Here is a 21,505-nt window from a genome sequence, read left to right as displayed (position 1 = left end):
AGTCGAAGAGATGGGTCAGAAAGTACATCCCATTGGCATTCGCCTGGGAATCGTCAAGGAGCACACCTCCGTCTGGTACGCAGACGGTCGGACTTATGCGGACTATTTGTTCGCTGATCTGAAGGTGCGTGAGTATCTCCAAGACAAACTAAAAAGCGCGTCCGTAAGCCGTATCGATATCCATCGTCCGGCTCAGACTGCACGTATCACCATCCACACCGCTCGCCCAGGTATCGTTATCGGGAAGAAAGGTGAAGATGTTGAGAAACTGCGTCAGGACCTGACCAAGCAAATGGGTGTGCCTGTGCACATCAATATCGAAGAGATCCGGAAGCCGGAGCTCGACGGTATGCTGGTTGCGCAGAGCGTAGCTCAGCAGCTGGAGCGTCGCGTAATGTTCCGTCGCGCTATGAAGCGCGCTGTACAGAACGCAATGCGCATTGGTGCCAAAGGCATCAAAATCCAAGTGAGCGGTCGTCTCGGCGGTGCTGAAATCGCACGTACTGAATGGTATCGCGAAGGTCGTGTGCCACTGCACACCCTGCGTGCCGACATCGACTATGCCAACTACGAAGCTCACACCACCTATGGTGTGATCGGTGTAAAGGTTTGGATCTTCAAAGGCGAAGTAATTGGTGGTCGCCAAGAAGAGCTGAAACCACAAGCACCAGCGCCTCGTAAAAAAGCTGCTAAGTAAGGGGTACGCCAAATGTTGCAACCAAAGCGTACGAAGTTCCGCAAGCAGATGACCGGCCACAACCGTGGCTTGGCATTGCGCGGTAGCAAAGTCAGCTTCGGCGAGTTCGCGCTGAAGTCTGTTGCTCGTGGTCGTCTCACCGCTCGTCAGATCGAGTCAGCGCGTCGTGCTCTGACCCGTCACGTAAAACGTGGCGGCAAGATCTGGATCCGTGTATTCCCGGACAAGCCTATTTCCAAGAAGCCACTCGAAGTTCGGATGGGTAAAGGTAAGGGTAACGTCGAATACTGGGTTGCCCAGATTCAGCCAGGCAAAGTCCTGTATGAAATCGAGGGTGTAACTGAAGAGCTGGCGCGTGAGGCTTTTGCCCTGGCTGCTGCAAAGCTGCCGCTCGCCACCGCCTTTGTTAAACGGACGGTGATGTGATGAAAGCGAATGAACTTCGTGAAAAATCAGCACAGCAGCTGAACGAGCAACTGCTCGGCCTGCTGCGCGACCAGTTCAATCTGCGTATGCAGAAAGCAACTGGCCAGTTGGGGCAGTCTCATCTGCTCTCGCAAGTTAAGCGTGACATCGCTCGCGTGAAAACTGTGCTCAACCAGCAGGCAGGTAAGTAATCATGGCTGAAGCCGAAAAAACTGTCCGTACGCTGACTGGCCGTGTTGTCAGCGACAAGATGGACAAAACCATCACCGTTCTGATCGAGCGTCGCGTTAAGCACCCGATCTACGGTAAATACGTTAAGCGTTCGACTAAGCTGCACGCGCACGACGAAACCAATCAGTGCCACATCGGCGACAAAGTCACTATTCGTGAAACTCGTCCTTTGGCCAAGACTAAGTCTTGGGCGCTGGTTGATGTTCTCGAACGCGCTGTGGAAGTCTAAGGACTAGGGGTCGGAGAAATTATATGATTCAGACTCAATCCATGCTCGATGTGGCCGATAACAGCGGCGCTCGCCGCGTTATGTGCATCAAGGTGCTGGGTGGCTCCCATCGTCGTTACGCTGGTATTGGTGACATCATCAAAGTTACCGTGAAGGAAGCAATTCCTCGCGGTAAGGTGAAAAAAGGCCAAGTGATGACTGCTGTTGTAGTCCGCACTCGTCACGGCGTTCGCCGTGCAGATGGCTCCATTATCCGCTTTGATGGCAACGCTGCTGTTCTTCTGAACAACAAGCAAGAGCCGATCGGCACCCGTATCTTTGGGCCAGTGACCCGTGAACTTCGTACTGAGAAGTTCATGAAGATCGTCTCGCTCGCCCCAGAAGTGCTGTAAGGAGATCCGACATGCAAAAGATTCGTCGTGACGACGAGATCATCGTGATCGCCGGCAAAGACAAAGGTAAGCGCGGTAAGGTGCTGAAGGTTCTTGCTGACAACCGTCTGGTTGTTGGTGGTCTGAACCTGGTCAAGCGTCATACCAAGCCTAACCCGATGTCGGGCGTACAGGGCGGTATCGTCGAGAAAGAAGCGCCACTGCACGCTTCTAACGTCGCCATTTTCAACGGCGAAACCAACAAGGCTGATCGCGTTGGTTTCAAAGTAGAAGACGGTAAGAAAATTCGTGTCTTCAAGTCGACCCAAAAAGCGGTTGATGCTTGAACACTGCTAGGTAGAAGACCATGGCACGACTAAAAGAGATTTACCGGAAGGAAATCGCACCGAAACTTAAGGAAGAACTTAAGCTTTCGAACGTGATGGAAGTTCCGCGCGTTACCAAAATCACCCTGAACATGGGTCTGGGCGAAGCGATCGGTGACAAAAAAGTCATCGAGCACGCTGTTGCTGACCTGGAAAAGATCACCGGTCAGAAAGTCGTTGTGACTTACGCTCGGAAATCCATCGCTGGCTTTAAAGTCCGTGAAGGTTGGCCGATCGGCGTCAAAGTGACCCTGCGCCGTGAGCGTATGTACGAGTTCCTGGATCGTCTGCTGTCGATCTCCCTGCCTCGGGTTCGCGACTTCCGCGGCCTGAATGCCAAGTCCTTCGATGGTCGTGGTAACTACAGCATGGGCGTTAAAGAGCAGATCATTTTCCCGGAAATCGATTACGACAAGATTGACGCTCTCCGCGGTCTGGACATTACCCTGACCACCACTGCTCGGACGGATGACGAAGGTCGCGCACTGCTGCGCGCTTTCAAATTCCCGTTCCGCAACTGATTGGAGTAGGAAAATGGCCAAGAAGAGCATGAAAAACCGTGAGCTGAAGCGTCAGCTCACCGTTGCCAAGTACGCCACCAAGCGTGCAGCGCTGAAAGCTATCATCGTTGATCTGAACGCAAGTCCAGAAGCGCGTTGGGAAGCTACCGTAGCACTGCAGAAGCAGCCACGTGACGCAAGCGCTTCGCGCATGCGTAACCGCTGCCGCCTGACTGGTCGTCCGCACGGCGTGTACCGCAAGTTCGGCCTTGGCCGTAACATGCTGCGTCAAGCTGCAATGCGTGGTGACGTTCCAGGTCTGGTTAAAGCCAGCTGGTAAGCACGATCGAAGTCTCGGTGCGCAGGGTCGCAAGATCCTGACCACCGGTGACCTTGAACTTGAATCAAGCCCCTCATGGGGCTTGATTCATTTGTGGGGTGTGTCTAGAATACCCGGCTCGCCTGAGCCCGTGCGTTTTTTGCGCGGATGCACTCGGCGACACGTACTAGCCGCAAGGCTAATTTTTTGTGTATTAGGAGCGTCTAGCCCATGAGTATGCAGGACCCGTTAGCGGACATGCTAACTCGTATCCGTAATGCCCAGATGGCTGAAAAGTCCGTCGTAAGCATGCCATCTTCTACGTTGAAGGTAGCTGTTGCCAAAGTCCTGAAGGACGAAGGTTACATTGCGGGTTATCAGATCAGCAGCGAAATCAAGCCACTGCTGTCCATCGAGCTGAAGTACTTCGAAGGCCGTCCGGTCATCGAGGAAGTGAAGCGCGTTAGCCGTCCAGGCCTGCGTCAGTACAAGTCCGTCGATGATCTGCCAAAAGTTCGTGGCGGTCTCGGTGTGTCTATCGTCTCCACCAACAAAGGTGTGATGACGGATCGTGCTGCGCGCGCTGCCGGTGTCGGCGGCGAAGTTCTTTGCACTGTGTTCTAAGGGGGGATAAGCATGTCACGCGTCGCTAAGAACCCCGTTAAGCTGCCAGCCGGTGTCGAAGTCAAATTCGCAGGCCAACAGCTTTCGGTGAAGGGTGCCAAGGGCACTCTGCAACTGAACATCCATTCGTCCGTTGAGATCGTTGAAGAAGCTGGTGAGCTGCGTTTCGCTGCTCGCAATGGCGATCAACAGACTCGCGCAATGGCTGGTACCACTCGTGCGTTGGTAAACAACATGGTCCAAGGCGTAAGCCAAGGCTTCGAGCGCAAGCTCCAGCTGGTCGGTGTTGGTTACAAAGCGCAAGCAAAAGGCACAGTGCTGAACCTGGCTCTTGGCTTCTCGCACCCAGTGGATTATGAACTGCCGGAAGGCATCACCGCTGAGACTCCTAGCCAGACCGATATCCTGATCAAGGGCATCGACAAGCAGCTGGTAGGTCAAGTGGCCGCCGAGATCCGCGACTTCCGTCCACCAGAGCCGTACAAAGGCAAAGGTGTGCGCTACGCGGACGAAGTCGTCCGTCGTAAAGAAGCCAAGAAGAAGTAGGGCATAGCAAATGACCGACAAAAAAGTTACTCGACTGCGTCGCGCTCGCAAAGCACGCCTGAAAATGCACGAACTCGAAGTCGTGCGTCTCTGCGTGTTCCGCTCGTCGCAGCACATCTACGCCCAGGTCATTTCGGCCGACGGCAACAAAGTCCTGGCAAGTGCCTCGACTTTGGATAAAGAACTGCGTGATGGTGCCACTGGCAACATCGACGCGGCCACTAAGGTTGGCCAGCTGGTCGCTACGCGTGCAAAAGCCGCTGGCGTCTCGCAGGTGGCTTTCGACCGCTCTGGCTTCAAGTACCACGGCCGCGTCAAGGCGCTGGCTGATGCTGCTCGTGAAGCTGGGCTGGAGTTCTAAGTTATGTCAAATAACGACCAAAAGCGCGACGAAGGCTACATTGAGAAGCTGGTTCAAGTTAACCGCGTAGCCAAAACCGTTAAAGGCGGCCGTATCTTCACCTTCACCGCGTTGACCGTGGTAGGTGATGGTAAGGGGCGCGTTGGCTTCGGCCGTGGCAAGTCGCGTGAAGTGCCTGCTGCGATCCAGAAGGCAATGGAAGCTGCTCGCCGCAACATGATCCAAGTTGATCTGAACGGCACCACCCTGCAGTACGCAATGAAGTCTGCCCATGGCGCTTCGAAGGTGTACATGCAGCCTGCTTCTGAAGGTACCGGTATCATCGCTGGCGGCGCTATGCGTGCTGTCCTCGAAGTTGCTGGCGTTCAGAACGTTCTGGCCAAGTGCTACGGCTCGACTAACCCGGTAAACGTGGTTCACGCCACTTTCAAGGGTTTGAAAGCAATGCAGTCTCCTGAATCCATTGCCGCCAAGCGTGGCAAAAGCGTCAAGGAGATCTTCTGATCATGGCTACCGTAAAAGTTACGCTGATCAAAAGCATGACCGGCCGCATCCCTAACCACAAACTGTGCGTTAAGGGTCTGGGTCTGCGTCGCATCGGTCACACTGTAGAAGTCCAGGATACTCCCGAGAATCGCGGGATGATCAACAAGGCTTACTACATGCTGCGTGTCGAGGGTTAATCGATGAAACTCAATGATCTGAGTCCAGCGCCGGGTTCCCGTCGCGAAAAGCATCGTCCGGGCCGTGGTATCGGTAGTGGTTTGGGCAAGACCGGTGGCCGTGGCCACAAAGGTCAGACCTCCCGCTCCGGTGGCACCATTGCTCCAGGCTTTGAAGGCGGTCAACAGCCGCTGCATCGTCGTCTGCCGAAGTTCGGTTTCGTTTCCCTGAAGGCCATGGACCGCGCAGAAGTGCGTCTGTCCGAGCTGGCTAAAGTGGATGGCGACATCGTCACCGTGCAGTCCCTGAAGGATGCCAACGTGATCAACCAGAACGTACAGCGTGTGAAAATCATGCTGTCGGGCGAAGTTGCTCGTGCTGTCACCATCGGAAAGGGAATCGGCGCCACCAAAGGTGCGCGTGCGGCTATCGAAGCAGCTGGCGGCAAGTTCGAGGAATAAATGGCTAAGCAAGGTGCTCTCTCTGCGCTCGGCAAAGGCGGTATGTCTGAACTCTGGGCTCGTCTGCGTTTTCTGTTCCTGGCGATTATCGTCTACCGAATAGGCGCACACATCCCGGTTCCAGGTATTAACCCGGACCGACTCGCGGACCTGTTTCGACAGAATGAGGGGACCATTCTTAGCTTGTTCAACATGTTTTCCGGCGGCGCGCTGGAGCGGATGAGCATCTTTGCACTGGGGATCATGCCGTACATTTCGGCATCGATCATCATGCAATTGATGACCGCCGTCAGCCCGCAGCTGGAGCAGTTGAAGAAGGAAGGTGAAGCTGGCCGTCGCAAGATCAGCCAGTACACCCGCTACGGCACTGTCATCCTCGCTCTCGTTCAAGCCATTGGCATGTCCATTGGCCTGGCGGGGCAGGGTGTTTCGTTCACTGCGGACTTTAGCTTCCATTTCGTTGCGGTAACCACATTTGTGGCTGGCGCGATGTTCATGATGTGGCTGGGTGAGCAGATTACTGAGCGTGGTGTTGGCAACGGTATCTCGATGTTGATCTTCGCAGGTATCGTCGCCGGTCTTCCGAGAGCGATCGGGCAGTCTTTCGAGTCTGCGCGTCAGGGTGATATCAACATTTTCGCCCTGGTTGCCATCGGTTTGTTGGCAGTAGCGATTATCGGTTTCGTGGTGTTCATTGAGCGTGGTCAGCGGCGAATCGCTGTTCACTACGCCAAGCGTCAGCAGGGCCGCAAGGTGTTTGCTGCGCAGACCAGCCACTTGCCGTTGAAAGTGAACATGGCCGGCGTTATTCCGGCTATTTTCGCGAGCAGCATTCTGCTGTTCCCGGCTTCGTTGGGTGCCTGGTTCGGCCAGTCTGAAGGTATGGGCTGGTTGCAAGACATCTCGCAGTCGATCGCTCCTGGTCAGCCGTTGAATATTCTGCTGTTTAGTGCAGGGATTATTTTCTTCTGCTTCTTCTATACGGCGTTGATGTTCAATCCGAAAGACGTAGCGGAAAACCTGAAGAAGTCCGGTGCCTTTATTCCGGGCATCCGTCCAGGTGAGCAGTCTGCGCGCTACATTGATGGCGTTCTGACTCGCTTGACCATGTTCGGTGCTCTTTACATGACGGCCGTCTGCCTGTTGCCCCAGTTCCTGGTGGTTGCGGCAAACGTACCGTTCTACCTTGGCGGGACCTCGTTGCTGATCGTGGTCGTGGTTGTGATGGACTTCATGTCCCAAGTACAATCGCACCTCGTTTCGCACCAGTACGAATCCCTGATGAAGAAAGCCAACCTGAAGGGCTACGGCAGCGGCATGTTGCGCTGAGTAGCGTCCATAAGGTTCGAGGAGTTGGTGATGAAAGTTCGTGCATCGGTGAAAAAGCTGTGCCGTAACTGCAAGATTATTCGCCGCGAAGGTGTTGTTCGGGTAATTTGCAGCGCGGAACCGCGTCACAAACAGCGCCAAGGCTGAGTGTGATTGTGCTTTAAGCCCGGCAGCTAGTGCGCTGCCGGGTTGATTATTTGTTATTACAGCGATATTATCTCGCGCCCTATTTCTTGGCTTCCGGGGCGTAGGTAGCTGTCAATTGGAGTCCCACTGAATGGCCCGTATTGCAGGCGTTAACATTCCAGATAACAAGCATACTGTTATCTCGCTGACCTACATCTATGGTGTTGGTCGCACTACTGCACAGAAAATTTGTGCAGTGACTGGGGTCAACCCAGCGGCAAAGATCAAAGATCTGAGCGACGAGCAGATTGAACAGCTGCGTGGCGAAGTGGCGAAGTTCACCACTGAAGGTGACCTGCGTCGCGAAATCAACATGAAAATCAAGCGCTTGATGGACCTCGGTTGCTATCGCGGTCTGCGTCATCGTCGTGGTCTTCCAGTACGCGGTCAGCGTACCAAGACCAACGCGCGTACCCGTAAAGGTCCGCGTAAGCCGATCCGCAAGTAATCGCCCCAGCGAATCGACAGGAATTTAATCATGGCAAAACCTGCTGCTCGTCCTCGTAAAAAAGTTAAAAAGACAGTGGTTGATGGCATCGCCCACATCCATGCTTCTTTTAACAACACCATCGTGACCATTACCGACCGTCAAGGTAACGCTCTCTCTTGGGCTACCTCTGGTGGTTCGGGTTTCCGCGGTTCCCGCAAGTCCACCCCGTTCGCTGCTCAAGTAGCTGCTGAACGTGCTGGTCAAGCTGCGCTGGAATACGGCCTGAAAAACCTCGACGTCAACGTCAAAGGTCCAGGTCCAGGTCGTGAATCCGCAGTCCGCGCTTTGAACGGCTGTGGCTACAAGATCGCCAGCATCACCGACGTGACGCCAATCCCGCACAACGGGTGCCGTCCGCCGAAGAAGCGCCGCGTGTAATCCAGGAGATTGTAAAGAATGGCTCGTTACATTGGTCCAAAATGCAAACTCGCTCGTCGCGAAGGCACCGATCTCTTCCTGAAGAGCGGCGTGCGCGCGATCGAATCGAAGTGCAACATTGAAGCAGCACCTGGTATCCACGGCCAACGCCGCGGTCGCCAGTCCGATTACGGCACCCAACTGCGTGAAAAGCAGAAGGTCCGTCGTATCTACGGCGTTCTCGAGCGTCAATTCAGCGGCTACTACAAAGAAGCTGCTGGCAAGAAAGGCGCAACCGGCGAAAACCTGTTGCAGCTGCTCGAATGCCGCCTGGACAACGTTGTATACCGTATGGGTTTCGGTTCTACTCGTGCCGAATCCCGTCAGCTGGTATCGCACAAGTCGATCAGCGTTAACGGTCAGACCGTAAACGTTCCGTCCTACCAGGTTCGTGCTGGTGACGTGGTTGCTGTTCGCGAGAAAGCAAAGAACCAACTTCGCATTGTCCAAGCTCTCGATCTGTGTGCCCAACGTGGCCGCGTAGAATGGGTAGAAGTAGACACTGAGAAGAAGTCGGGCGTTTTCAAGAACGTTCCTGCTCGCAGTGATCTGTCCGCCGACATCAACGAAAGCCTGATTGTCGAGCTCTACTCCAAGTAAGGGCTAGAAAATAGGTGCATCCATGCAGATTTCGGTAAATGAGTTCCTGACACCCCGCCATATTGATGTGCAGGTTGTCAGTCCAACCCGCGCCAAGATCACACTCGAGCCTCTCGAGCGTGGTTTCGGCCACACCCTGGGCAACGCGCTGCGCCGCATCCTGTTGTCCTCAATGCCCGGCTGTGCAGTAGTCGAGGCCGAGATTGACGGTGTGCTCCATGAGTACAGCGCCATCGAAGGTGTACAGGAAGACGTAATTGAAATCCTGTTGAACCTGAAAGGTCTGGCTATCAAGCTGCACGGTCGTGACGAAGTTACGCTGACCTTGTCGAAGAAGGGTTCGGGGGTGGTTACCGCTGCCGATATTCAGCTGGATCATGATGTCGAGATCGTTAACCCCGATCACGTAATCGCTAACCTGGCGTCTAACGGCGCCCTGAACATGAAGCTCACCGTAGCTCGTGGTCGTGGTTATGAACCGGCCGACTCGCGTCAGAGCGATGAAGACGAAAGCCGCAGCATCGGTCGCTTGCAGCTTGACTCTTCGTTCAGCCCGGTTCGCCGTATCGCATACGTGGTGGAAAACGCCCGTGTCGAACAGCGTACCAACCTGGACAAGCTGGTTATTGATCTGGAAACCAACGGTACCCTGGATCCTGAAGAGGCTATTCGCCGCGCTGCAACCATCCTGCAACAGCAGTTGGCTGCGTTCGTCGACCTTAAGGGTGACAGTGAGCCAGTGGTTGTTGAGCAGGAAGACGAGATCGATCCGATCCTGCTTCGCCCGGTTGACGATCTGGAACTGACTGTACGTTCGGCTAACTGCCTTAAGGCGGAAAACATCTACTACATCGGCGACCTGATTCAGCGTACCGAAGTAGAGCTGTTGAAGACTCCGAACCTTGGCAAGAAATCCTTGACTGAAATCAAGGACGTTCTGGCCTCCCGCGGTCTGTCCCTCGGCATGCGCCTCGACAACTGGCCGCCTGCAAGTCTTAAGAAGGACGACAAGGCGACTGCCTGATCGTCGTAATCACCGAACGTTGTGTTTGGTAAGGAATGAACCATGCGTCATCGTAAAAGTGGTCGTCACCTGAGCCGCACCAGCTCGCACCGCAAGGCCATGTTCCAAAACATGGCGGTGTCGCTGTTCGAGCACGAGCTGATCAAAACTACACTGCCGAAAGCCAAAGAACTGCGTCGCGTTGCTGAGCCGCTGATCACTCTGGCCAAGACAGATAGCCTGGCTAACCGCCGTCTGGCTTTCGACCGTACTCGTTCGAAAGCTATCGTTGGTAAGCTCTTCAACGACCTGGGCAAGCGTTACGCTACCCGTGAGGGTGGCTACCTGCGCATCCTCAAGTGCGGTTTCCGCGCTGGCGACAACGCGCCTATGGCGTACGTCGAGTTGGTTGATCGTGCTACCAGCGGTGAAGCTGTATCCGCTGAGTAAGTCGGCAACAAACAGAAAACCGGGCCTTGTGCCCGGTTTTTTGTTGCCTGCTGAAAAGTGCCAAGACCGTTTCGCCTGGTTGGGCTATCGGCAAGTCTTCAGCATTAGATAATGACTATCGATGTCCATGATTTAATGAATTTGGATACTGTCACTAACATGATCAATACTCCTTTCCAGCCGATTAGCCGGCAGTTTGAAGACCGACCTAGGAAGATTGAGCATGAGCCAGATCAAAACGCTTACGACCGCCAGCGGCGCTCCTGTCGCCGATAACCAGAACTCTCGTTCCGCCGGCCCGCGGGGCCCGCTGCTGCTCGATGATTTTCACCTGATCGAAAAGCTTGCTCACTTCAACCGCGAGAACATTCCCGAGCGGCGCGTGCACGCCAAAGGGTCGGGGGCCTACGGCACCTTTACCGTCACCCAGGACATCTCCCAGTACACCAGCGCCAAGTTGTTCGAATCGATCGGCAAGCAGACACCCACCTTCCTGCGGTTCTCCACCGTGGGTGGCGAGCGTGGTTCGGCTGACACTGAACGCGATCCGCGGGGTTTCGCCCTGAAGTTCTACACCGAGGAAGGCAATTGGGACATCGTCGGCAACAACACGCCGGTCTTCTTCATCCGGGATCCGCTGAAATTTCCGGACTTTATCCACACCCAGAAGCGTCTGCCGCAAAGCAACCTGAAAAGTGCCCAGGCGATGTGGGATTTCTGGTCGCATTCGCCTGAGGCGCTGCACCAGGTCACCATCCTGTTTTCCGACCGCGGCATTCCGGATGGCTACCGCCACATGCACGGCTTCGGCAGCCACACCTACAGCCTGATCAACGCACAGGGTGAGCGGCACTGGGTGAAGTGGCACTACAAGACCCTGCAAGGCATCAAGAACCTCGCGCCGGCAGAAGCGGCACGCCTGGCGGGTACCGACCCGGATTATGCCCAGCGCGACTTGTTCGAGGCCATTGAGCGCGGTGACTTCCCGAAATGGCGTGTCTGCATCCAGATCATGAGCGAGGCCCAGGCCGCGGCTCACTACGAGAATCCGTTCGACGTGACCAAGACCTGGTCGCAGAAAGAGTTTCCGCTGATCGAGGTGGGTGTGCTCGAGCTCAACCGCAACCCGCTGAATTACTTCGCTGAAGTCGAGCAGGCGGCGTTTGGCCCGAGCAACATGGTGCCAGGGGTTGGTCTCTCGCCGGATCGCATGCTGCAGGGCCGTGTCTTCGCCTACGCCGATGCGCACCGCTACCGTGTGGGCACCAATCATCAGCAATTGCCGGTGAATGCGCCACGTAGCCCGGTTAACACTTACCAGCGCGACGGTGCCATGGCATTTGGCAGCAATGGCGGAGCGGCACCCAACTACGAGCCTAACAGCTATGTGGAGGCACCGAAGCAGGCGCCGCGTTATGCGGAGCCGGCCCTGGCCCTCAGTGGCGCGGCAGATCGTTACGATCATCGCGAAGACACGGACTACTACAGCCACGCCGGTGCGTTGTTCCGATTGATGAGCGACGAGCAGAAAGCGTTGCTGATCAACAATATCGCCGGTGCGATGGCCGGTGTATCGGCGGATGTCGTTGACCGTCAGCTCCAGCATTTCTTCAGGGCGGACGCCGCTTATGGAGAAGGTATCGCAAAGGCGTTGGGCGTACAGCTTAACTAAGTCTAAACGAGAAGCAGAACCGCCCTCATTTGGGCGGTTTTTGCGTTATTTAGCCTGATTTTCTCGGATTTTCTTCGCTTTTATTGCGATGAACGAGTGACCTCTCCGTCAGGTTGGTTCAAACTAGAGCCTTCAAAGCTTGTGGAGATGTAGGGCGATGCAAGGTCACCCAGATGTAATCGATTACCTCAACACGTTGCTGACAGGCGAACTGGCAGCCCGTGATCAATATTTCATCCACTCGCGGATGTACGAGGACTGGGGTTTCACCGAGCTCTACGAACGTATCAACCATGAGATGGAAGAAGAAGCCCAGCACGCCGATGCATTGATGCGCCGGATCCTGATGCTCGAAGGCACGCCGCGGATGCGTCCGGATGACTTGGATGTCGGCACCACCGTGCCCGATATGCTCGCCGCCGACTTGCGCCTGGAATACAAGGTGCGCGCTGCCCTCTGCAAAGGCATCGAACTTTGCGAGCAGCACAATGACTACGTGACCCGCGAGATCCTGCGTATTCAACTCAACGACACCGAAGAAGACCACACCTACTGGCTGGAGAAGCAGTTGGGCCTGATCAAACTGATCGGGTTGGAGAACTACCTGCAATCGCAGTTCTAATCGCGATAATTGTGGGAGCGAGCTTGCTCGCGATAGCGGTTAAATCATCGCATAAATGCAAACTGATACTCCGCTATCGCGAGCAAGCTCGCTCCCACAGAAGAACAGCAAAAGCCCCTGTCATCGACGAGATGACAGGGACTTTTTCGTGCTCGGGTGAAATCAGTCCCGATCACGCTCCAGCAACGGCTTGAGGTAGTAGCCGGTGTAGGACTGCTTCATCTCGGCCACTTGTTCAGGCGTCCCTACGGCGATGATCTGGCCACCCTTGGAGCCGCCTTCCGGCCCCAGGTCCACCAGCCAGTCAGCGGTCTTGATGACGTCCAGGTTGTGTTCGATCACCACCACGGTGTTGCCGTGGTCCCGCAGGCGATGCAGCACGTCGAGCAATTGCTGGATATCGGCGAAGTGCAGGCCGGTGGTCGGCTCGTCGAGGATGTACAGGGTCTTGCCGGTGTCGCGCTTGGACAGCTCGCGGGACAACTTGACCCGCTGGGCTTCACCGCCGGACAAGGTCGTCGCCGACTGCCCGAGCTTGATGTACGACAGGCCCACATCCATCAACGTCTGGAGCTTGCGCGCCAGTGCGGGCACCGCGTCGAAGAACACCCGCGCTTCCTCGATGGTCATCTCGAGGGTTTCGTGGATGTTCTTGCCCTTGTACTTGATTTCCAGGGTTTCGCGGTTGTAGCGCTTGCTCTTGCACACGTCGCACGGCACGTAGATGTCCGGCAGGAAGTGCATTTCCACCTTGATCAGGCCATCGCCCTGGCAGGCTTCGCAACGCCCGCCCTTGACGTTGAAGGAGAACCGCCCTGGGCCGTAACCCCGGGAACGGGACTCCGGCACGCCGGCGAACAGTTCGCGGATCGGCGTGAACAACCCGGTATAGGTCGCCGGGTTGGAGCGCGGCGTACGACCAATCGGGCTCTGGTCGATGTCGACCACCTTGTCCAGGTGCTCCAGGCCCTTGATGCTGTCGTGGGCGGCCGCTTCCAGGGTGGTGGCGCCGTTCAGGGCCGTAGCGCTGAGGGGGAACAGGGTGTTGTTGATCAGCGTCGATTTGCCAGAGCCGGACACGCCGGTGACGCAGGTCAGCAGGCCGATCGGGATTTCCAGGTCGACGTTGCGCAAGTTGTTGCCACGGGCACCCTTGAGGGTCAGCGACAGCTTCTTGTTGCGTGGTGTACGTTTGGCTGGGACCTTGATCTTCACCCGGCCCGACAGGTATTTGCCCGTCAGCGAGTCAGGGTGCGCCATGACTTCGGCGGCAGTGCCCTGGGCAACGATATGCCCGCCATGCACGCCCGCGCCCGGGCCGATGTCCACCACGTAGTCCGCCAGGCGGATGGCGTCTTCGTCGTGTTCGACCACGATCACCGTGTTGCCGATGTCCCGCAGGTGCTTCAGGGTCCCGAGCAGTCGGTCGTTGTCCCGTTGGTGCAGGCCAATGGACGGCTCGTCGAGGATGTACATCACCCCCACCAGGCCGGCGCCGATCTGGCTGGCGAGGCGGATACGCTGGGCTTCGCCGCCGGACAAGGTGTCTGCGCTGCGATCGAGGGTCAGGTAGTCCAGGCCGACGTTCACCAGGAACTGCAGGCGTTCGCGGATTTCCTTGAGGATCTTGTCGGCGATTTCGCCACGACGACCGGTGAGCTTCAAGCCGCCGAAGTAATCGGTGGCGTCGCCAATCGGCAGGTTGGTCACCGCCGGCAGCGTCTTCTCGCCGACCCACACATGTCGCGCTTCGCGACGCAGGCGGGTGCCACGGCAATCGGGGCAGGGCTGGGTACTGAGGAACTTCGCCAGCTCTTCGCGCACGCTGGCTGATTCGGTCTCGCGGTAGCGTCGCTCCAGGTTCGGCACGATGCCTTCGAACGGGTGGGAGCGCTTGACGATGTCGCCACGGTCATTGAGGTATTTGAAGTCGACATTCTGCGAGCCGCTGCCGTGCAGGATGAATTTCTGCTGATCGGCGGGCAACTCGTTGAATGGCTTGTCCAGGCTGAACTTGTAGTGGGCCGCCAGCGACCCGAGCATCTGGAAGTAATAGACATTGCGCCTGTCCCAGCCGCGAATCGCCCCTTCGGCCAGGGTCAGTTCGCCATTGACCAGGCGCTTGGTGTCGAAGAACTGCTTGACCCCCAGGCCATCGCAGGTCGGGCAGGCGCCAGCCGGGTTGTTGAAGGAGAACAGCTTGGGTTCCAGCTCGCTGATGGCATGGCCGCAGATCGGGCAGGCGAAGCGCGCGGAGAAAATGATCTCCTCGCCGGGCTCGTCGTCCATCGGTGCGACCAGGGCGATGCCGTCGGCCAGTTTCAGGGCTGTCTCGAAGGACTCGGCCAACCGCTGTTGCAGGTCAGCGCGGACCTTGAAGCGGTCGACCACCACATCGATCGAATGCTTTTTCTGTTTATCCAGCTTCGGCAGTTCGTCCAGCTCGCATAGCTTGCCGTTGACCCGGGCCCGCACGAAGCCCTGGGCGCGCAGTTCTTCGAAGACCATCAGGTGTTCGCCCTTGCGCTCGCGGATCACCGGCGCCAGCAGCATCAGCTTGCTGCCTTCGGGCTGGGCCAGCACCAGGTCGACCATCTGGCTGACGGTCTGGGCTTCCAGGGGAATGTCGTGGTCGGGGCAGCGGGGGATACCGACTCGCGCATACAGCAGGCGCAGGTAGTCGTAGATCTCGGTGATGGTGCCGACTGTCGACCGGGGGTTATGGGAGGTCGACTTCTGTTCGATGGAAATGGCCGGCGACAGGCCTTCGATGGTGTCGACGTCAGGTTTTTCCATCATCGACAGGAACTGCCGGGCATAGGCCGACAGCGATTCGACATAGCGTCGCTGGCCTTCGGCGTACAGGGTGTCGAAAGCCAGGGATGATTTTCCGGATCCGGACAGGCCGGTGATGACGATCAGTTTGTCCCGTGGCAGGGTCAGGTCGATGTTCTTCAGGTTGTGGGTACGGGCCCCACGAATCAGGATCTTGTCCAAAGTGGCCTCGCTCGGCGGGCGTCGAAAACGTAGGAGTATACGGGCAAATACTGGATGGATGCACACTATTGAGAGTGCGATTGCAGCCATACATGAAGACTGCGCGGCAAACGGTCGCCATATACCCCCTCAATCGATGGGACTGGTAGAATCGCCGCCGGTTCACATGAGGTTTTTCCATGCAAGATCCCCACAGCGAACGCATGAGTAGTGGTGAGACCCGCGCGGCAAGCGGTCTGGCCCTGGTGTTCGCCTTCCGTATGCTGGGCATGTTCATGGTGTTGCCGGTGCTGGCGACCTATGGCATGGACCTGGCGGGCGCGACCCCGGCCCTCATCGGGCTGGCGATTGGTGCCTACGGCCTGACCCAGGCGATTTTCCAGATTCCGTTCGGGGTCATTTCCGACCGCATCGGGCGACGTCCCGTGATTTACCTGGGGCTGATCGTCTTCGCCCTGGGCAGCGTGTTGGCGGCCAGTGCCGACTCGATCTGGGGCGTGATCGCCGGACGAATCCTACAGGGCGCCGGGGCCATTTCCGCCGCCGTCATGGCGCTGTTGTCAGACTTGACCCGCGAACAGCATCGGACCAAGGCCATGGCCATGATCGGCATGACCATTGGCCTGTCGTTCGCTGTCGCCATGGTTGTTGGACCGTTGCTGACCCGTGCCTTTGGCTTGTCGGGGCTGTTCCTGGCGACCGGTGCCATGGCGTTGGTGGGCATCCTGATCGTGGCGTTCATGGTGCCGCGGTCCACCGGGCCGTTGCAGCACCGTGAGTCCGGAGTGGCTCGCCAAGCGCTGATCCCGACGCTCAAGCACCCGGACCTGTTGCGCCTGGACCTGGGGATTTTCGTGCTCCACGCCATGCTGATGTCCAGCTTCGTGGCCTTGCCGCTGGCGCTGGTCGAGAAGGCCGGCCTGCCCAAGGAACAGCACTGGTGGGTCTACTTGACCGCGTTGCTGATTTCATTCTTCGCCATGATCCCGTTCATCATCTATGGCGAGAAACGACGCAAAATGAAACGAGTTTTGCTCGGCGCCGTCATGACGCTGATGCTCACTGAGCTATTCTTCTGGCAGTTCGGCGATAGCTTGCGGGCCCTGGTGATCGGTACGGTGGTGTTCTTCACCGCGTTCAATCTGCTGGAGGCGTCACTGCCGTCGCTGATCAGCAAGGTTTCGCCGGCGGGCGGCAAGGGCACGGCGATGGGGGTCTACTCCACCAGCCAATTCCTGGGTTCGGCGTTGGGCGGGATTCTCGGCGGCTGGTTGTTCCAGCATGGCGGTTTGTCGGTTGTGTTCCTGGGATGTGCCGCGCTGGCTGCACTTTGGCTGCTTTTTGCTGTTACCATGCGCGAACCTCCCTATGTGACGAGCCTGCGCTTGCCCTTATCGCCCGAGGCGATTCGTGAGGCTGGCCTGACCGAGCGCCTGAAGGCCGTCGTTGGAGTAACCGATGCAGTGGTGGTCGCCGACGAGGCGGCCGTATATATCAAACTCGACACCGAATTATTGGATCGCGCGTCGCTTGAGCGCCTGGTGAACAACCCGGCCCCGAACGCGTGCGAAGCCTAGGAGAACGTTATGGCCCGTGGGGTTAACAAAGTCATATTGGTCGGTACTTGCGGCCAGGATCCCGAAGTTCGCTACCTGCCGAACGGCAACGCCGTGACCAACCTGAGTCTGGCGACCAGCGAACAGTGGACCGACAAGCAGACCGGCCAGAAGGTCGAGAAGACCGAATGGCACCGCGTGTCGATGTTCGGCAAGGTGGCCGAGATCGCCGGCGAATACCTGCGCAAGGGTTCGCAGGTGTACATCGAAGGCAAGCTGCAGACCCGCGAGTGGGAAAAAGACGGTATCAAGCGCTACACCACCGAAATCGTGGTCGACATGCAAGGCACCATGCAACTGCTGGGCGGCCGTCCACAGGGCGACCAGCAACAAGGTGGCAACAACTACCAGCAGTCGGCCCCGGCCCCACGTCAGCAGGCGCCTCGTCCGCAGTCCGCCCCACAGCCACAACGCGAGCGCCCGGCCCCACAACAGGCCGCGCCGCAACCGGCTCCGGATTTCGACAGCTTTGATGACGATATTCCGTTCTAAATGCAGCTCATAGCTTCAAGTCGCTAGCTTCACGCTAAAGACAAAACCGCGCTTCGGTTTCAGAGGCGCGGTTTTTTTTCGCTTGGATCTTATGGCTGCGTCCGGCGGGCAGTCAGAAATTGCTCAGTGCTGACGACACTCGCATAAGCAAACCCCAATGCCGCCATGAACGCCGCGTGCACTTGGGCGGCCGGGACAACGACACCATTGAACTCCAGGTCGAGGGGCGCGCAGGCATCGTGGATCACCGTGACGTCGTAACCCAGGTCCGCCGCCGCCCGCACGACGCCATCGACGCACATGTGACTCATGCTGCCGACGACCACCAGTTGTTCGATGCCGTGGTGATCGAGGAGGGATTGCAGTTCGGTTTCACGAAACGAATTGACGAAATGTTTGAGCACCACCGGTTCGTCGGCGCGGTTGAGCACCTTGGGGTGCAACTTGGCACCTTCGGAGCCTGGCGTGAAGAACGGCGCGTCGTCGGAGGTGAACTCATGGCGGATGTGCACCACCTGATCGCCGGCCTGACGAAAGGCTTCGATCAGCTTCGCGGCGTTGTCGGCGGCGGCTTCGGCGCCGACCAACGGCCATTTCCCTTGGGGGAAGTAGTCGTTCTGGATATCGACTACGATGAGCGCTTGCTTGGACATGAGGACTTCCTTGATTCGGTTGATGTGGCGCCAGTATTGGCTTTTAGCATCGGTTCGAGGATTGGCCGCAACGACAATAGGCGAGGGAAAACTGACAATGACGCAGCAAAGGGCAATCGCGGAGCTTGGGGTGCTGATTTATCCCGGCGCGCAATTGGCGGCGGTACACGGCTTGACCGATCTGTTTGCGGTGGCGCAGCGGATCGCCGCCGAGCAGGCCAGCGCGCAATTGCCACAGCTGCGGGTGAGCCACTGGCAAGCAGCGGGTGATGCGGCGCCGCAACGGGTGTTCGACAGTGATCCCGGCCCGGCGGGTAAGCTGGTTGCGTTGCTGATTCCGCCGTCCCTCGCCGGCTTCAGTGAGGGCCAGATTTCCCGGGCGCTGATGGATTGGCTGCGGGCCCAGCATGCCGGCGGTACGGTATTGGGCGGGGTGTGTGTAGGCTCGATTCTGCTGGCGGAAAGCGGCTTGCTCGACGGTCGCAGCGCCACCACTCATTGGACCTCGGCCAAGGATTTCGCCGCCCGTTACCCGAAGATCAAGCTCAACGCCGACAAACCGATTGTCGACGATGGTGACCTGATCACCACCGCCGGGCTGATGGCTTGGTCGGAACTGGGATTGCGCCTGGTGGACCGCCTGCTCGGGCCCAGCATCGCCACGCGCACCGCGCAATTTATGGTGATTGAACACAGCGACAGCGCGAGCCAGTGCGGCAGTAACTTTGCCCCCATCCTCGGACATGGTGATGCGGCGATTCTCAAGGTCCAGCATTGGTTGCAGAGCAGCGGCGCGGTAGACGTATCCCTCGGTGCGATGGCTGAACGCGCTGGTCTGGAAGAGCGCACCTTCCTGCGCCGGTTTCGCGCCGCCACCGGGCTCAAGCCCACCGAATACTGCCAGCACCTGCGCGTCGGCAAGGCTCGGGAAATGCTGGAGTTCACCAATGGCACCATTGACCACATCGCCTGGACGGTTGGCTATCAAGACCCCAGCGCTTTTCGAGCAACATTCAAGAAGATCACCGGGTTGGCGCCGAGTGATTATCGGGCGAAGTTTGGGGTGAGTCCGCCGGCCGTTTCAAAGAGCTGAGGCGACACTTGTCAGCTCATCGTGCAATTTGCGGGATGACGGCCGCAGGTCGTGCAGAATGAAACAGGCCAGGTGCTATCAACTCCCTCCGATATGCCCGTTTCCCTGCTCCTCCCGGCTGGATCCACCGTTGGCCTGATCTCTGCACCCCTCTATCTACCGCCATCGAGCACAGGTAAAAGGGCATCGCATGACGTCAGTCGATCGCAACAAAACGGTAGTGGCCCACTCGGTCAACCCTCACGCACCGCTCCATGAAGTCGAAACCAATCGCGCACTGGCCCGTTGGCTGGCGCAGATTCTGGGCTTTGAGTACGGCGGCAGTTATGACGCCCAACAACATACCGGGCGTGATGTGTATCTGGTGCCTACGCAAACCCTGATCGGCGCCGAGGCCGCGTTGCGCTTGGGTATCAAGGGCCCGGAGGATTTATGGGGCGGTTATGTCGAGCATGATTTTATCTGCACCAAGGCGATTACCCACGGTCTGTTGAATAAGGATGCCGTGGCGCCCAAAGGCTGGTCGCCATTGTTTGCCAAGCTCACCCGAGGCGCAGTGCTCGATGGCGTGAGTGTCTTCGCACTCAAGGACGCACGTCCGGCCGCCGAGCATTTGCTTTACTCGGGAGCGATCCGCCTCAAGCCTGTGCATGCCTGTGCCGGGCGCGACCAGCGAGTGATCAAGAGCTTGGCGCAGTTTGACGAAATCGTTGCCGAGCCCGATGCCCAGGCGCTGTTTCGCGACGGGGTGGTGCTGGAACAGAACCTCAGTGAGGTCCAGACCCAGAGCGTCGGCCAGAGCTTCATCAACGGCAAGGTCCTCAGCTATTGCGGCGTGCAACACCTGACTCGCGACAGCGAAGGCCTGGAAGTCTACGGCGGCTCGGATCTGCTGGTGGTGCAGGGCGGCTACATCGAATTGCTCAGGCTCGAGCTGCCCGACGACGTGCGTGAAGCGGTGCGCCTGGCCCAGGTGTTTGATGACGCCGCCAACCAGGCCTACCCGGGCTTCTTCGCCTCGCGGCGCAATTACGACATTGCCCAGGGCCTCGATGCCGCCGGCCAGCCCCGGGGCGGCGTGCTGGAGCAGTCGTGGCGCATGGGCGGGGCCAGCAGTGCGGAGCTGGCGGCGTTGCAGGTGTTCGTCGAGGACCCAGCGACCAGCGCGGTTCGCGTGTCCTCGGTGGAAACCTACATCGACCAGCCGCTGCCCCCCGGAGCCACCGAGGTGTATCGCGGCGAGGCGCACAATGGAGGCTTCCTTCTTAAATACGTAACGGTTCAATCCTATGACGGCTAGAAGCGAAACCATTCAGATCAAGATCGACGATGAACAGATGAACGGGACGTTCCTGAGTCCCAAGTCGAAGGTGCCCGGCGTGTTGTTCGTGCACGGTTGGGGCGGCAGTCAGGAGCGTGACCTGGAACGGGCCAAAGGCATCGCCGGCTTGGGCTGTGTGTGTTTGACCTTTGACTTGCGCGGGCACACCGGCGGGGCAGGTATTCCGCTGTCACGGGTGACGCGGGAGGACAACTTGCGGGATCTGCTGGCGGCCTACGACCGGCTGCTCGCGCACCCGGCCCTGGACACTTCGGCGATTGCCGTGGTGGGCACCAGTTATGGCGGTTACCTGGCCTCGATTCTGACATCGCTGCGGCCTGTGCGCTGGTTGGCCTTGCGGGTTCCGGCGCTGTACCGCGACGAGCAGTGGCACACGCCCAAGCGCGACCTGGACAAGAGTGACCTGCTGGATTATCGCAGCACCCTGGTGCACGCCGACACCAACCGCGCTTTGCATGCCTGTTCGCAGTTCACCGGTGACGTGCTGCTGGTGGAGTCGGAGACCGACGATCACGTCCCCCATGCCACCATCATGAGCTATCGAGCCGCCTGCCAGCAGACCCATTCGTTGACCCACCGGATCATTGACGGCGCCGACCATGCCCTGAGCGACCCTGTATCACAACAGGCCTACACCTCGATCCTAGTGGACTGGATCACGGAAATGGTGGTGGGAGAGCGGTTGAGCATTATCCAGGAGCGCTGATTTTTGTGGTGTTGGTGCGGGCC

30 protein-coding genes are annotated in these 21,505 nt (G+C 58.0%); 28 read left to right on the top strand and 2 right to left on the bottom strand.

The window, feature by feature from the left end; translation table 11 throughout:
• Positions 1–10: 10 nt before the first annotated feature.
• The 23 genes from rpsC to bfr all read left to right on the top strand — a co-directional run bounded on the left by rpsC (position 11) and on the right by bfr (position 12,583).
• Positions 11–697, top strand: coding sequence for a 30S ribosomal protein S3 (gene rpsC / locus LOY70_RS26720; RefSeq protein ID WP_003176422.1), 687 nt, complete (start codon positions 11–13; stop codon positions 695–697).
• Between the two features lie 12 nt (positions 698–709).
• A complete protein-coding gene (gene rplP / locus LOY70_RS26715; RefSeq protein ID WP_025215754.1) occupies positions 710–1,123 on the top strand; it encodes a 50S ribosomal protein L16 in 414 nt (137 codons plus the stop codon).
• Positions 1,123–1,314, top strand: a complete 192-nt coding sequence (rpmC, locus tag LOY70_RS26710; protein ID WP_002555481.1) for a 50S ribosomal protein L29 — start codon at positions 1,123–1,125, stop codon at positions 1,312–1,314. Before rplP ends, rpmC begins: the two co-directional genes overlap by 1 nt.
• A 2-nt stretch (positions 1,315–1,316) precedes the next feature.
• On the top strand, positions 1,317–1,583 hold the full coding sequence (gene rpsQ / locus LOY70_RS26705; protein WP_003176419.1) for a 30S ribosomal protein S17: 267 nt from the start codon (positions 1,317–1,319) through the stop codon (positions 1,581–1,583).
• 23 nt (positions 1,584–1,606) lie between these two features.
• Positions 1,607–1,975 carry a 50S ribosomal protein L14 gene (gene rplN, locus LOY70_RS26700; RefSeq protein ID WP_002555479.1) on the top strand — a complete coding sequence of 123 codons (369 nt, stop codon included), beginning with the start codon at positions 1,607–1,609 and terminating at the stop codon, positions 1,973–1,975.
• An 11-nt stretch (positions 1,976–1,986) separates the two neighbouring features.
• On the top strand, positions 1,987–2,301 hold the full coding sequence (gene rplX / locus LOY70_RS26695) for a 50S ribosomal protein L24 (RefSeq protein WP_003186046.1): 315 nt from the start codon (positions 1,987–1,989) through the stop codon (positions 2,299–2,301).
• 20 nt (positions 2,302–2,321) lie between these two features.
• Positions 2,322–2,861, top strand: coding sequence for a 50S ribosomal protein L5 (gene rplE, locus LOY70_RS26690; protein ID WP_003186044.1), 540 nt, complete (start codon positions 2,322–2,324; stop codon positions 2,859–2,861).
• A gap of 13 nt (positions 2,862–2,874) precedes the next feature.
• Entirely contained in the window at positions 2,875–3,180 is a 306-nt protein-coding gene (gene rpsN, locus LOY70_RS26685; RefSeq protein ID WP_003186042.1) for a 30S ribosomal protein S14, read from the top strand.
• 210 nt (positions 3,181–3,390) lie between these two features.
• Positions 3,391–3,783: a 30S ribosomal protein S8 gene (gene rpsH / locus LOY70_RS26680; RefSeq protein ID WP_003186040.1), complete on the top strand. Its 393-nt coding sequence runs from the start codon at positions 3,391–3,393 to the stop codon at positions 3,781–3,783.
• Between the two features lie 12 nt (positions 3,784–3,795).
• A complete protein-coding gene (gene rplF, locus LOY70_RS26675; RefSeq protein ID WP_003186039.1) occupies positions 3,796–4,329 on the top strand; it encodes a 50S ribosomal protein L6 in 534 nt (177 codons plus the stop codon).
• Between the two features lie 10 nt (positions 4,330–4,339).
• Positions 4,340–4,690 carry a 50S ribosomal protein L18 gene (gene rplR / locus LOY70_RS26670; RefSeq protein WP_003186037.1) on the top strand — a complete coding sequence of 117 codons (351 nt, stop codon included), beginning with the start codon at positions 4,340–4,342 and terminating at the stop codon, positions 4,688–4,690.
• A gap of 3 nt (positions 4,691–4,693) precedes the next feature.
• On the top strand, positions 4,694–5,194 hold the full coding sequence (gene rpsE / locus LOY70_RS26665; protein WP_003186035.1) for a 30S ribosomal protein S5: 501 nt from the start codon (positions 4,694–4,696) through the stop codon (positions 5,192–5,194).
• Between the two features lie 2 nt (positions 5,195–5,196).
• The gene (gene rpmD / locus LOY70_RS26660) at positions 5,197–5,373 is read left to right on the top strand and encodes a 50S ribosomal protein L30 (protein ID WP_003176408.1); all 177 of its coding nucleotides are present in this window, start codon (positions 5,197–5,199) and stop codon (positions 5,371–5,373) included.
• A gap of 3 nt (positions 5,374–5,376) precedes the next feature.
• A complete protein-coding gene (rplO, locus tag LOY70_RS26655; RefSeq protein ID WP_003186032.1) occupies positions 5,377–5,814 on the top strand; it encodes a 50S ribosomal protein L15 in 438 nt (145 codons plus the stop codon).
• Positions 5,815–7,143 (top strand): preprotein translocase subunit SecY, encoded by a 1,329-nt coding sequence (gene secY, locus LOY70_RS26650; protein ID WP_265030962.1) that lies wholly within the window; start codon positions 5,815–5,817, stop codon positions 7,141–7,143.
• A gap of 30 nt (positions 7,144–7,173) precedes the next feature.
• Positions 7,174–7,290: a 50S ribosomal protein L36 gene (rpmJ, locus tag LOY70_RS26645; protein ID WP_002555468.1), complete on the top strand. Its 117-nt coding sequence runs from the start codon at positions 7,174–7,176 to the stop codon at positions 7,288–7,290.
• 130 nt (positions 7,291–7,420) lie between these two features.
• Positions 7,421–7,777 (top strand): 30S ribosomal protein S13, encoded by a 357-nt coding sequence (gene rpsM / locus LOY70_RS26640; RefSeq protein ID WP_003186020.1) that lies wholly within the window; start codon positions 7,421–7,423, stop codon positions 7,775–7,777.
• Between the two features lie 30 nt (positions 7,778–7,807).
• Positions 7,808–8,197, top strand: coding sequence for a 30S ribosomal protein S11 (gene rpsK, locus LOY70_RS26635; RefSeq protein ID WP_002555466.1), 390 nt, complete (start codon positions 7,808–7,810; stop codon positions 8,195–8,197).
• 18 nt (positions 8,198–8,215) lie between these two features.
• The gene (rpsD, locus tag LOY70_RS26630; protein ID WP_003176404.1) at positions 8,216–8,836 is read left to right on the top strand and encodes a 30S ribosomal protein S4; all 621 of its coding nucleotides are present in this window, start codon (positions 8,216–8,218) and stop codon (positions 8,834–8,836) included.
• A gap of 22 nt (positions 8,837–8,858) precedes the next feature.
• Positions 8,859–9,860: a DNA-directed RNA polymerase subunit alpha gene (locus LOY70_RS26625; protein ID WP_003186012.1), complete on the top strand. Its 1,002-nt coding sequence runs from the start codon at positions 8,859–8,861 to the stop codon at positions 9,858–9,860.
• A 42-nt stretch (positions 9,861–9,902) separates the two neighbouring features.
• Positions 9,903–10,289, top strand: a complete 387-nt coding sequence (gene rplQ, locus LOY70_RS26620) for a 50S ribosomal protein L17 (RefSeq protein WP_003186009.1) — start codon at positions 9,903–9,905, stop codon at positions 10,287–10,289.
• A gap of 223 nt (positions 10,290–10,512) precedes the next feature.
• Positions 10,513–11,961 carry a catalase gene (locus tag LOY70_RS26615; protein WP_265030954.1) on the top strand — a complete coding sequence of 483 codons (1,449 nt, stop codon included), beginning with the start codon at positions 10,513–10,515 and terminating at the stop codon, positions 11,959–11,961.
• 157 nt (positions 11,962–12,118) lie between these two features.
• Entirely contained in the window at positions 12,119–12,583 is a 465-nt protein-coding gene (gene bfr / locus LOY70_RS26610) for a bacterioferritin (protein WP_003186005.1), read from the top strand.
• A gap of 162 nt (positions 12,584–12,745) precedes the next feature.
• On the opposite strand, the gene uvrA is transcribed toward bfr, so the two are convergent.
• Positions 12,746–15,580, bottom strand: coding sequence for an excinuclease ABC subunit UvrA (gene uvrA, locus LOY70_RS26605; RefSeq protein WP_025215750.1), 2,835 nt, complete (start codon positions 15,578–15,580; stop codon positions 12,746–12,748).
• A gap of 179 nt (positions 15,581–15,759) precedes the next feature.
• Here uvrA and LOY70_RS26600 point away from each other — a divergent pair, with 179 nt between their 5' ends.
• Positions 15,760–17,157 carry an MFS transporter gene (locus LOY70_RS26600; protein ID WP_265030951.1) on the top strand — a complete coding sequence of 466 codons (1,398 nt, stop codon included), beginning with the start codon at positions 15,760–15,762 and terminating at the stop codon, positions 17,155–17,157.
• A gap of 9 nt (positions 17,158–17,166) precedes the next feature.
• Positions 17,167–17,688, top strand: coding sequence for a single-stranded DNA-binding protein (locus LOY70_RS26595; RefSeq protein ID WP_003206078.1), 522 nt, complete (start codon positions 17,167–17,169; stop codon positions 17,686–17,688).
• Between the two features lie 89 nt (positions 17,689–17,777).
• On the opposite strand, the gene LOY70_RS26590 is transcribed toward LOY70_RS26595, so the two are convergent.
• The gene (locus LOY70_RS26590; RefSeq protein ID WP_265030947.1) at positions 17,778–18,341 is read right to left on the bottom strand and encodes a cysteine hydrolase family protein; all 564 of its coding nucleotides are present in this window, start codon (positions 18,339–18,341) and stop codon (positions 17,778–17,780) included.
• 97 nt (positions 18,342–18,438) lie between these two features.
• Here LOY70_RS26590 and LOY70_RS26585 point away from each other — a divergent pair, with 97 nt between their 5' ends.
• The 3 genes from LOY70_RS26585 (at position 18,439) to LOY70_RS26575 (ending at position 21,482) form a co-directional block, all read left to right on the top strand.
• Positions 18,439–19,434, top strand: a complete 996-nt coding sequence (locus tag LOY70_RS26585; protein ID WP_265030945.1) for a GlxA family transcriptional regulator — start codon at positions 18,439–18,441, stop codon at positions 19,432–19,434.
• A gap of 190 nt (positions 19,435–19,624) precedes the next feature.
• Positions 19,625–20,734, top strand: a complete 1,110-nt coding sequence (locus LOY70_RS26580) for a DUF3182 family protein (RefSeq protein ID WP_265030943.1) — start codon at positions 19,625–19,627, stop codon at positions 20,732–20,734.
• A complete protein-coding gene (locus LOY70_RS26575) occupies positions 20,724–21,482 on the top strand; it encodes an alpha/beta hydrolase family protein (RefSeq protein WP_123344013.1) in 759 nt (252 codons plus the stop codon). The genes LOY70_RS26580 and LOY70_RS26575 overlap by 11 nt, the downstream gene beginning before the upstream one ends.
• Positions 21,483–21,505 lie beyond the last annotated feature (23 nt).

Origin of the sequence: Pseudomonas sp. B21-054 (assembly GCF_026016345.1) — a bacterium.
GTDB lineage: Bacteria > Pseudomonadota > Gammaproteobacteria > Pseudomonadales > Pseudomonadaceae > Aquipseudomonas.
The sequence above is the reverse complement of the archived record's forward strand: the minus strand, read 5'-3'. Positions and strand labels throughout refer to the sequence as shown.